The following is a 9,685-nucleotide window of genomic DNA, read 5'->3' as shown; positions in this document are numbered from 1 at the left end:
AGAAGGACCCCTCGGCCGCCGGCGGGAGCGGCGGGAAGGCCGCGGCGGGCCGCGGGGCGGCCCGGAAGCACCCGGCCGGCGCGGTCGCGACGCCTTCCTCCGGTGGAGGGACGCCCGGGACGCGCGCCGCGGCCGCGGGAAGGGCTCCGAAGGGGACGGCCGGTGAGGAGGAGGCCCGGGGGAAGGCGGCCGCCGGGAACGCCCCGGGAGGGAAGCGATCAGCCGTCGCGGGCACGGCCCGCAAGACGGCTGCCGGGAAAGCGGCCGCGCGTGCGGAGGCCGCCGGAAAGGCGGGCGGGCAAGAGGCCGTCACCGAGCGGACGGCCACCGAGGGCCCCTCCCCGGAGGCGGCCGGCAAGAGCACGGCCAAGAAGGCGGGCGCGGCGCGGGCCGCGAAGCAGACGGGAGCCACGACAGTGGTTGCGAAGAAGACTCCTGGCACGGCCACGGCGAAGCAGAGCGCCGTTCCCAAGGCGCGGCTCGCCGCGGCGGAACCCGGCGACCTCGCGGTACGCCCCGGCGAGGACCCCTGGACGCCCGAGGAGGTCGCCGAGGCCCGGGCGGAGCTGTCGTCCGAGGTGGACCGGCTGCGCACCGAGATCAGCACGTCCGAGAACGCTCTCGTGGGCCTCATGCGCGACTCCGGCGACGGCGCCGGCGACGACCAGGCCGACACCGGCACCAAGAACATCACCCGCGAGCACGAGATGGCACTGGCCGCCAACGCGCGCGAGATGCTGACCCAGAACGAGCACGCCCTGGAGCGGCTGGACGCCGGCACCTACGGACTGTGCGAGAACTGCGGCAACCCGATCGGCAAGGCGCGCATGCAGGCCTTCCCGAGGGCCACCCTGTGCGTGGAGTGCAAGCAGAAACAGGAACGCCGCTCCTGAGCGCCGGGGCCGGCCGGGGTGTGCCGTACTCTCGTCCTCAGTCAGGCACCTAGGTTGAGGGACTCACGTGGCAGAGGCGGAGCGCATCATCGGTACGCCGGAGACCCCGGACGACAGCGGCGAGCAGACGGCGGCGGCCGAAGCACCCGCCGGGTCCGGCGCGTCCGCCGCGCCCGGGACCGGCGAGCAGCCGCCGGCGCGGCAGCGGGACGGACGCGGGCGCCGGATCGCCGTGCTGTTCGCGGTGGCCGTCTTCGCGTACGCCCTCGACCTGATCAGCAAGCTGCTCGTGGTGGCGAAGCTCGAGCACCACGCGCCGATCCAGGTGGTCGGGGACCTGCTGGAGCTGCACGCCATCCGCAACCCGGGCGCGGCCTTCGGCTTCGGAGCCGCCTTCACGGTCATCTTCACGCTGATCGCGGCCGCGGTGATCGCGGTGATCGTCCGCCTCGCCCGCAAGCTCTACAGCCTGCCCTGGGCGATCGCGCTCGGCCTGCTGCTCGGCGGCGCGCTCGGCAACCTCACCGACCGCGTCTTCCGGGCGCCGGGCGTCTTCCAGGGCGAGGTGGTGGACTTCATCGCGCCGAAGGGCTTCGCGGTGTTCAACCTGGCCGACTCGGCCATCGTGTGCGGCGGCATCCTCATCGTGCTGCTGTCGTTCCGCGGCCTGGACCCGGACGGCACCGTCCACAAGGACTGAGCCCGGCGCCCGCGCGGGAGCGTTGTCCACAGGCTCGTTCGGGGCCGCCGCAGCCGTCCGGCATACTCGACGGGTGAGCACGATTCCCGAGATCCGTACCCTGCCCGTGCCCGACGGCCTGGAGGGCGAGCGCGTCGACGCCGCCATCTCCCGCATGTTCGGCTTCTCCCGTACGAAGGCGGCGGAACTCGCCGGGGCAGGCAAGGTGCAGGTCGACGGCACTGTGGTCGGCAAGTCCGAGCGGGTGCGCGGCGGCGCCTGGCTCGAGGTCGAGATGCCGCAGGCGCCCGCGCCCGTGCAGGTGGTCGCCGAGCCGGTCGAGGGCATGGAGATCGTGCACGACGACGACGACGTGGTCGTGATCGTCAAGCCGGTCGGTGTGGCGGCGCACCCCTCGCCGGGCTGGAGCGGCCCGACCGTCATCGGTGGCCTCGCCGCCGCCGGCTACCGGATCTCCACCTCCGGCGCCGCCGAGCGGCAGGGCATCGTGCACCGCCTGGACGTGGGCACGTCCGGACTGATGGTGGTCGCGAAGTCCGAGTACGCGTACACGTCGCTCAAGCGCCAGTTCAAGGAGCGCACGGTCGACAAGCGCTACCACACCCTCGTGCAGGGCCACCCGGACCCGACCAGCGGCACCATCGACGCCCCGATCGGCCGCCACCCCAACCACGACTACAAGTGGGCGGTGACGGCCGACGGCAAGCCCTCCGTGACCCACTACGACCTCATCGAGGCCTTCCGCGCCGCCTCCCTGCTCGACGTGAAGCTGGAGACCGGCCGCACCCACCAGATCCGCGTCCACATGTCGGCCCACCGCCATCCCTGCGTCGGCGACCTGACCTACGGCGCGGACCCGACCCTCGCCAAGCGGCTGCGCCTGACCCGCCAGTGGCTGCACGCCGTGCGGCTCGGCTTCGAGCACCCCGGCGACGGACGGTGGGTGGAGTTCGGCTGCGACTACCCCGAGGACCTGCAGCAGGCCCTCGACCAGGTCCGCGAGGAGACCTACGCGTGAGCACGCCCTACACCGTCCGCGTCGCCGAGGACCCCGCCGACCGGGAGGCCTGCTTCGCGGTGCGCAAGGAGGTGTTCGTCGTCGAGCAGGGTGTCGCCCAGGACATCGAGTACGACGCCTACGACGCCGTCGCCGTCCATGTCCTCGCGGTCCGCGAGGACGGCGTGCCGCTCGGCACCGGACGCCTGCTCTACGGCGCGGCCGCCGCCGCGAAGACCGGCGGGGACGCCTCGGTGGGCTCTCTGGGGCGGCTCGCCGTCGCCCGTTCGGCGCGCGGTCTCGGCGTCGGCGCGGCCCTGGTGCGGGCCGTGGAGGAGGCGGCCCGCGCGCGTGGCCTGGCCGCGGTGGACCTGCACGCCCAGACCCACGCCCTGGGTTTCTACGAGCGTCTCGGGTACGAGGCGTACGGACCGGAGTTCCCGGACGCGGGCATCGCGCACCGGGCCATGCGCCGCGTCCTGTAGTCCCGCCCGGAACGGCCCGCGTGCGGGCGCCGTGGCAGGCTGGAGGCCTGCCGTGTGATCGTCGACTCCCGGAGCGCTGGCCGTGGATCAGTTGGCCCTGTTGTTCGTTGTGCTGCTCGGGGCCTTGGTGAGCGTTCCCGTCGGGAACCGGTTCGGGGTGCCGGCGCCGGTGCTGATGACCGTGCTCGGCGGGGTTCTCGCCGTGCCCGACTTCGTGCCCGACGTGGACTTCCCACCCGAGCTGATCCTGCCCGCTCTGCTGCCGCCGCTGCTCTACGCCGCCGTGCGCCGCACCTCCTGGCGGCAGTTCGCGGCGAACAAGCGGCCGATCTTCCTGCTGGCCGTCGCCCTGGTCTTCGTGACGATGGTCTGTGTGGCCGCCGTCGCCCACGCCATCGTGCCCGGGCTGTCCGTCGCCGCGGCCGTGGTGCTCGGCGCGCTGATCGCGCCGCCCGACCCGGTCGCCGCCACCGCCGTCGCCGGCCAGCTCGGACTGCCGCGCCGTCTGGTGTCCATCCTGGAGGGCGAGGGGCTCTTCAACGACGTGACGGCCATCGTGCTGTACCACGTGGCCGTCGCGGCCGCCGTCAGCGGTGTGTTCTCCCCGTGGGACGCCGGGCTCGACCTGGTCCTGTCCGCCGTGGTCGCGGTCGTCGTCGGGCTGGTGCTGGGCTGGGTCGCGAACAGGCTGATGGGTCTGCTCGGCGACGCCACGCTGCAGATCGGGCTGACCCTGCTGGTGCCCTACGCCTCCTACGTGCTCGCCGAGGAACTGCACGGTTCCGGGGTGCTCGCCGTGCTCACCACCGCGCTCTTCCTCTCCGAGTACGCCACCGACGCCGACGACGTGCTGACCCGGCTGGCCGGACACACCTTCTGGGACGTCATCGACACGCTCGTCACCGGTGTCGCCTTCGGGCTGATCGGGCTCGAGCTGCACAACGCCATCCGGACGGCGTCCGGGCGGTGGGGCGAACTGCTCGGCTGGGCGGCGGCGATCACGGGCGTGGTGGTGGTCGTACGGCTGCTGTGGCTGCTGCCCGCGACCTGGCTGACCAAGCGGCTGCACGCCCGGCGGGACGTCGACGAGGAGATCCCCGTGAGCTGGCGGGAGACCGTCGTGATGTGGTGGTCCGGGATGCGCGGGGTGGCCTCGGTGGCGCTGGTGCTGGCCATCCCGCGCGAGACCGACGCCGGTTCGCCGTTCCCCGATCGGGGCGAGCTGGTGTTCATCGCCTTCGGAGTGATCATCGTCACGCTGGTGCTGCAGGGCCTGACGCTGCCGTGGCTGGTGAAGCGGCTGGGGGTGCGGGCCGACGCCGAGCGGGAGAAGGAGTTCGAGAAGGAGCTTGCGGTGCGGGCCGCCAGGGCCGCGAAGCGCAGGCTGCGGGAGATCGAGCAGGTCGAGGATCTGCCCGAGGAACTGTCGGAGCAGATGCTCCGGCGCGCCTTCGACATCGGGATCCGGATCAGCCCGGACATGGCGGAGGAGGAACGCCTGGAGGCGCAGCACCAGCGGGCACGGCGGCTGAAGCGGGTGCGGCGGATCCAGGGCGAGATGATGAGCGCCGCGCGGCACGAGGTGCTGGCGGCCCGCAGCGAGCCGGGCTCGGACCCGGAGATCGTGGACCGGGTGCTGCGCCATCTCGACGTGCGCAGCCTGCGCTGAAGCCGGTCTCCCCGGGGACGCCGCCACGCCGCGGTGGCCGCGTCCCCGGGGAGCGATCGGCCCCGGGCGCCGGGTCAGCCCCGGCCGCGCGGGACCTCGTACGCCTTGCGGAAGTTCGCGCGGTCCGGCGAGGGAACGCGGTTCGGGGCGAGGACCGCGTCCGAGGTGTTGACCCGGGGAAGCGCGTACGGGTGCTCCGCCGCCAGCCAGGTGATCATCTCCTCGCGCACGGCGACCCGCACCGTCCAGATGTCGTCCGCGTCCTTGGCCGTCACCAGGGCCCGCACCTGGATGGTGTTCGCCGTGGTGTCCGTCACCTGGACGCTGTACGCGCGCCCGTCCCAGGCCGCGCACTGCCGCAGGATGTCGCGGAGTTTCTCGCGCATCGCCTCGACGGGCGCGCTGTGGTCCAGGTGCCAGTAGACGGTGCCCGTCATCTGCGGGGTGCCCCGCGACCAGTTCTCGAACGGCTTGGAGGTGAAGTACGACACCGGCATCGTGATCCGCCGCTCGTCCCAGGTCCGCACCGTCAGGAAGGTGAGGGTGATCTCGTCGACCGTGCCCCACTCCTCGTCCACGACGACCGTGTCGCCGATGCGCACCATGTCGCCGAAGGCGATCTGCAGCCCCGCGAACAGGTTGGACAGGGTCGACTGGGCGGCGACACCGGCGACGATGCCGACGATGCCGGCGGAGGCGAGCAGGGAGGCGCCCGCCGCGCGCATCGCGGGGAAGGTCAGCAGCATCGAGGCGGAGGCCACGACGATGACGATCGCCGAGACCACCCGCATGATCAGTTCCACCTGGGTGCGCACCCGGCGCACCCGGGCCGCGTCCCGGTGTGCGCGCGCGTAGCGGCTGTACGAGGTCTCGACGATCGCCGCCGCGATCCGGATCACCAGCCAGGCGGCGGACCCGATGAGGACGAGCGTCAGGGTCCGGCCGATACCGGTCAGGTGCTGCTCCGGCAGTTCGGCCTGGCGGTAGGAGCCTCTCAGCAGGGCGGCGCAGAGTACGAGCTGGTAGGGGATGCGGCCGCGCCGCAGCAGCCCCCACAGCGGGGTGTCGGCGTTGCGGGCGTCGGCCTTGCGCAGCAGTCGGTCGGTGGCCCACCCGATGGCCAGCGTGAGCGCGACGGAGCTGCCGATGACGATCAGGGGGCGGAGTACGTTCTCCATGCCTCCGCTCCTAACCGGTGGTCGGCGGGGATGAACATGTGAGTTCGGCCCGCATCTGGGTAGAGCGTTCCGGCACCCGCCGATCCGGCTGGCACCATGGCCTCATGAACATCATGCTTTTTCACTCGACCTACGGGCTCGGGCCGGCGGTGCGCGAGGCCGCGGACCGGCTGCGCGCGGCGGGCCACGAGGTGTGGACGCCCGACCTCTTCGAGGGGCGCACGTTCGGGACGGTCGAGGAGGGCACGGAGTTCAAGGAGCGGATCGGCAAGGAGGAGCTGCTGAAGCGGGCCGTGCTGGCGGCGGCGCCGTACTCCGAGCGCGGACTCGTGTACGCCGGGTTCTCCCTCGGCGCGTCCGTCGCGCAGACGCTGGCCCTCGGCGACGAGCGGGCCCGCGGCCTGCTGCTCCTGCACGGCACATCGGACATCGCCCCGAACGCGCAGGTGGACGAGTTGCCGGTGCAGCTTCACGTGGCCGAGCCGGACCCGTTCGAGACGGACGACTGGCTGAGCGCCTGGTACCTGCAGATGCGCCGGGCGGGCGCGGACGTGGAGGTCTACCGGTACGCCGGGGCCGGTCACCTGTACACCGACCCCGGTCTGCCGGACTACGACGAGGAGGCCGCCGAGGCCACCTGGCGGGTGGCGCTCGGCTTCCTCGGCAGTCTGTAGCCGTCCCCGGAACGGACGGCTACACCGGGTGGTAGGTGCGCTCGACCTTCTGCGTGCCGCTGCGGGTGCGGTACGAACGCGCCCAGGCGGAGGTCGCGTTCGTGTCGGTGCGGTCGGACAGGACGTAGTAGTCCATCTGCGCGCGGTCGGCTGTGATGTCCAGCACGCCGTAGCCGTGCCGGTCGGTGTCCACCCAGTGGACGTGCCGGTTGGCGGCCCTGATGATCGGGGAGGCGATGGCCGAGACGGTGCCCTCGGGCACCTTCACGATGTCGTCGAGGTTGTCGGAGGTGACCGACGTGACCACGAACTCGGTGGCCGCCGAGGCCGACAGCGGGTAGGTGCCCGCGTCCACCGGCACGTCGTTGGCCCAGGCCATGTGGATGTCACCGGTCAGGAAGACGGTGTTGCCGATGGCGTTGGAGCGCAGGTGGGCGAGGAGTTCGCGCCGGTCGTCGGTGTAGCCGTCCCACTGGTCGGTGTTGACGGCGATGCCCTCCTGCGGCAGGCCCAGCAGCTTGGCGAGCGGCTTGAACAGGTCCGCGGAGAGGGAGCCGACGGCGAACGGCGAGATCATCACGGAGTTGCCGACCAGCCGCCACTTGGTGTCGGAGGCCTTCAGGCCGGCCTTGAGCCAGTCGAGCTGCGCGCGGCCGGTGAGCGTGCGGTCCGGGTCGTCCACCGAGCCGCTGGCCGTGGCGGCCTGCTGCGAGCGGAAGGAGCGCAGGTCCAGCAGGGAGAGGTCGGCGAGCTTGCCGAAACGCAGCCGCCGGTAGGTGGTGCCCGCGATGGCGGGGCGGACGGGCATCCACTCGAAGTAGGCCTGCTTGGCGGCGGCCTGACGGGCCGACCAGGTGCCCTCGGCGCCCTCGGTGTGGTTGACCGCGCCGCCCGACCAGGCGTTGTCGGCGAACTCGTGGTCGTCCCAGATCGCGATGACCGGGGCCTTCACATGCAGGGCCTGCAGGTCGGGGTCGGTCTTGTAGCGGGCGTGCCGGATCCGGTAGTCGGCGAGGGTGAGGATCTCGTTGGCCGGCGCGTGCGGCCGTACGACCTTGCCCCGGGCGGCGTACTCACCGGACTTGTACTCGTAGATGTAGTCGCCGAGGTGCAGCCAGGCGTCCAGGTCGTTGCGGGCGGCGAGGTGGCGGTAGGCGGAGAAGAAGCCGGCCTCCCAGTTGGCGCAGGAGACCACGCCGAAGCGCAGGGAGGACACGGCCGCGTCCGCCGCCGGCGCGGTGCGGGTGCGCGCCACCGGGGAGTCGGTGCCGCCGGAGGAGAAGCGGAACCAGTACTGGGTGGCCGGCTGCAGGCCGCGGATGTCGGCCTTGACGGTGTGGTCGGCCGCGGCCGTGGCGGTGGTCGAGCCCTGGGCCACGATGCTGGTGAACGCCTTGTCCCGGGCGACGACCCAGCTCACCTCGGTGTCCGGGCCGAGTCCGGAGCCGGGTATCGCCTCGGGCACCGGTGTCACCCGGGTCCACAGCAGGATGCCGTCGGGCAGGGGGTCGCCGGAGGCGACGCCGTGAAGGAAGGCGGGGGCCTGGTCGGCCGCGCGAGCCGGAAGGGCGGCGGCGAGCGGGCCGGCCAGCACAGCCGTCGCCGCCGCGGCCTTGACGACCGTACGGCGGCGCGGGGAGAGGGAGTTGATGCCCTCGGACGATGTGGAGGCTCTGTATCGACTAGTCACGGCGCATCAGATTACTGACCGGTACGTCATGCGCGCGAGTGAACTCCCACATACGCCTCTTGGCGCAGCCGGTGGCTTGCCGAAGCGGATGCGGTCCTCGACGCGGGCGTGCGCGCTGTGGCGGACTTCCAGGTGCCGGAGGGATCCGCTGCCCGCGGTGGGGGTGGACTGTCTCGGCGGCCCGCAGCCAGGCGGTCTCCCGGGCCGTCGCTCTCGCCGCGCGCAGGGCTGCCGGCGCGGTGGGGCCGATGTCGGCCGGCCCCCTCGGACCCGCCCAAGGAGTTCCGAGGGGGCGTTTCAGGCGATCGCGGAACCGGCTGGATGTCAGCCGATCCGGACGCCGGGCAGCAGTGCTTCACCGTGCCCGACTTGAGGGCCAGGTGTCCGTTGTAGATCCATCCCTCGTTCACGCGGGTCCACTGGTTGCCGTACTGGTTGACGGTGTAGCACCAGGCGTTCAGGTTGAAGCCCGGCGCCATGCTTGCGGACAGAACGGGAAGTGTCCCGGGCCTGAAGCCGGCCCGGGACACTTCCCGTTTCCGTGGGCTGCGAACTAAGAGTTGAGAGCCTTCTGTATCGCGGTATTGAATTCGGGCACCGTCGTCGGAGCGCTCCGACCGTCGCTGCCGGTGACCTTCTTGCCGTCCATGACCAGCGTCGGGGTGCCCGGGAAGTCGTACTTCTTGCTGTCCGTGTCGAACTTCTGGCTCATCACCAGAGCCCACTTGTCATAGGTGCCGTTCTTCACGTCCTTCTGGAACGCCGTGTTGTCCTTCAGAGCGCTCACGGTGTTCGCGACCTTGATCAGGTAGGCGTCGTCCTTGAACTTGTCGTCCTGCTCATCCGGGTGGTACTTCGTCGAGTAGAGAGCGGTCTTGTAGTCGAGGAAGGCCTCGGGGCTGACGTTCAGGGCCGCGCCGAGTGCACTCAGCGCGTTCTTGGAGCCCTCGCCCGGGAGCCTGTCGTCGAGAAACGTGGCGCCGACGTACTGAATTTTGAACTTGCCGGCATCGAGATCCTTCTTGACCGTCGAGCCGACCGTCTGCTCGAACTGGGCGCAGGCCGGGCAGCGCGGGTCCTCGTACATCGCGAGGGTCTTCTTGGCGGTGCTCTTGCCGATGACGACGGTCGTGCCGTCCGCCCCCGTGCTGTTGGCCGGCTTGACCAACTTCTCGTTCTTCACGGCGTCCCAGCCGCTGGGCTTGTTCATCTGGACGACGGCGTAGCCGATGCCGCCGGCGGCGGCCAGCACGGCCACGACCGAACCGGCCACGATGGCCTGCCGCTTGGCCCGGTCGCGCTTGGCCTGGCGCTCGCGCTCCTGACGCAGCCGCTCTCGGGCCGCCGTCTTCGCCGACTGGCTGTTCCGCTTGCTCATGGTGGTGATCTCCCTATGGGA

Annotated in this window: 9 protein-coding genes; 6 read left to right on the top strand and 3 right to left on the bottom strand. The window is 71.7% G+C overall.

Annotated elements, in window-relative coordinates:
* The 5 genes from MXD57_RS13040 to MXD57_RS13020 form a co-directional block, all read left to right on the top strand.
* Nucleotides 1-893: TraR/DksA family transcriptional regulator (locus MXD57_RS13040; protein ID WP_250401539.1), on the top strand; the 893-nt coding region annotated here is incomplete at its 5' end.
* Nucleotides 894-960: 67 nt separating this feature from the next.
* Nucleotides 961-1,593, top strand: a complete 633-nt coding sequence (gene lspA, locus MXD57_RS13035; RefSeq protein ID WP_250401538.1) for a signal peptidase II — start codon at nucleotides 961-963, stop codon at nucleotides 1,591-1,593.
* 73 nt (nucleotides 1,594-1,666) lie between these two features.
* The gene (locus tag MXD57_RS13030) at nucleotides 1,667-2,611 is read left to right on the top strand and encodes an RluA family pseudouridine synthase (RefSeq protein WP_250401537.1); all 945 of its coding nucleotides are present in this window, start codon (nucleotides 1,667-1,669) and stop codon (nucleotides 2,609-2,611) included.
* Complete coding sequence (locus tag MXD57_RS13025; RefSeq protein ID WP_250401536.1) at nucleotides 2,608-3,075, top strand: GNAT family N-acetyltransferase; 468 nt, start codon at nucleotides 2,608-2,610, stop codon at nucleotides 3,073-3,075. The genes MXD57_RS13030 and MXD57_RS13025 overlap by 4 nt, the downstream gene beginning before the upstream one ends.
* Before the next feature lie 82 nt (nucleotides 3,076-3,157).
* Nucleotides 3,158-4,744 carry a Na+/H+ antiporter gene (locus tag MXD57_RS13020; RefSeq protein ID WP_250401535.1) on the top strand — a complete coding sequence of 529 codons (1,587 nt, stop codon included), beginning with the start codon at nucleotides 3,158-3,160 and terminating at the stop codon, nucleotides 4,742-4,744.
* Nucleotides 4,745-4,818: 74 nt separating this feature from the next.
* On the opposite strand, the gene MXD57_RS13015 is transcribed toward MXD57_RS13020, so the two are convergent.
* Nucleotides 4,819-5,922 carry a mechanosensitive ion channel family protein gene (locus tag MXD57_RS13015; protein WP_250401534.1) on the bottom strand — a complete coding sequence of 368 codons (1,104 nt, stop codon included), beginning with the start codon at nucleotides 5,920-5,922 and terminating at the stop codon, nucleotides 4,819-4,821.
* A gap of 104 nt (nucleotides 5,923-6,026) precedes the next feature.
* Here MXD57_RS13015 and MXD57_RS13010 point away from each other — a divergent pair, with 104 nt between their 5' ends.
* Nucleotides 6,027-6,596, top strand: coding sequence for a dienelactone hydrolase family protein (locus MXD57_RS13010; RefSeq protein WP_250401533.1), 570 nt, complete (start codon nucleotides 6,027-6,029; stop codon nucleotides 6,594-6,596).
* 19 nt (nucleotides 6,597-6,615) lie between these two features.
* Here the strand turns inward: MXD57_RS13010 and MXD57_RS13005 are convergent, their stop codons facing one another.
* Together MXD57_RS13005 and MXD57_RS13000 are read right to left on the bottom strand one after the other, a co-directional pair.
* Nucleotides 6,616-8,286: an alkaline phosphatase D family protein gene (locus MXD57_RS13005; protein ID WP_250401532.1), complete on the bottom strand. Its 1,671-nt coding sequence runs from the start codon at nucleotides 8,284-8,286 to the stop codon at nucleotides 6,616-6,618.
* Between the two features lie 553 nt (nucleotides 8,287-8,839).
* Nucleotides 8,840-9,664 carry a thioredoxin domain-containing protein gene (locus MXD57_RS13000; RefSeq protein WP_250401531.1) on the bottom strand — a complete coding sequence of 275 codons (825 nt, stop codon included), beginning with the start codon at nucleotides 9,662-9,664 and terminating at the stop codon, nucleotides 8,840-8,842.
* Nucleotides 9,665-9,685 lie beyond the last annotated feature (21 nt).

This window comes from Streptomyces cellostaticus, assembly GCF_023630175.1.
Classification (GTDB): domain Bacteria; phylum Actinomycetota; class Actinomycetes; order Streptomycetales; family Streptomycetaceae; genus Streptomyces; species Streptomyces cellostaticus_A.
The sequence above is the reverse complement of the archived record's forward strand: the minus strand, read 5'-3'. Positions and strand labels throughout refer to the sequence as shown.

What these genes read in the sequence shown, in the direction of transcription:
- MXD57_RS13015 (WP_250401534.1), bottom strand. Translation starts at nt 5,922, where the DNA reads ATGGAGAACGTACTCCGCCCCCTGATCGTCATCGGCAGCTCCGTCGCG.
- MXD57_RS13010 (WP_250401533.1), top strand. Translation starts at nt 6,027, where the DNA reads ATGAACATCATGCTTTTTCACTCGACCTACGGGCTCGGGCCGGCGGTG.
- MXD57_RS13000 (WP_250401531.1), bottom strand. Translation starts at nt 9,664, where the DNA reads ATGAGCAAGCGGAACAGCCAGTCGGCGAAGACGGCGGCCCGAGAGCGG.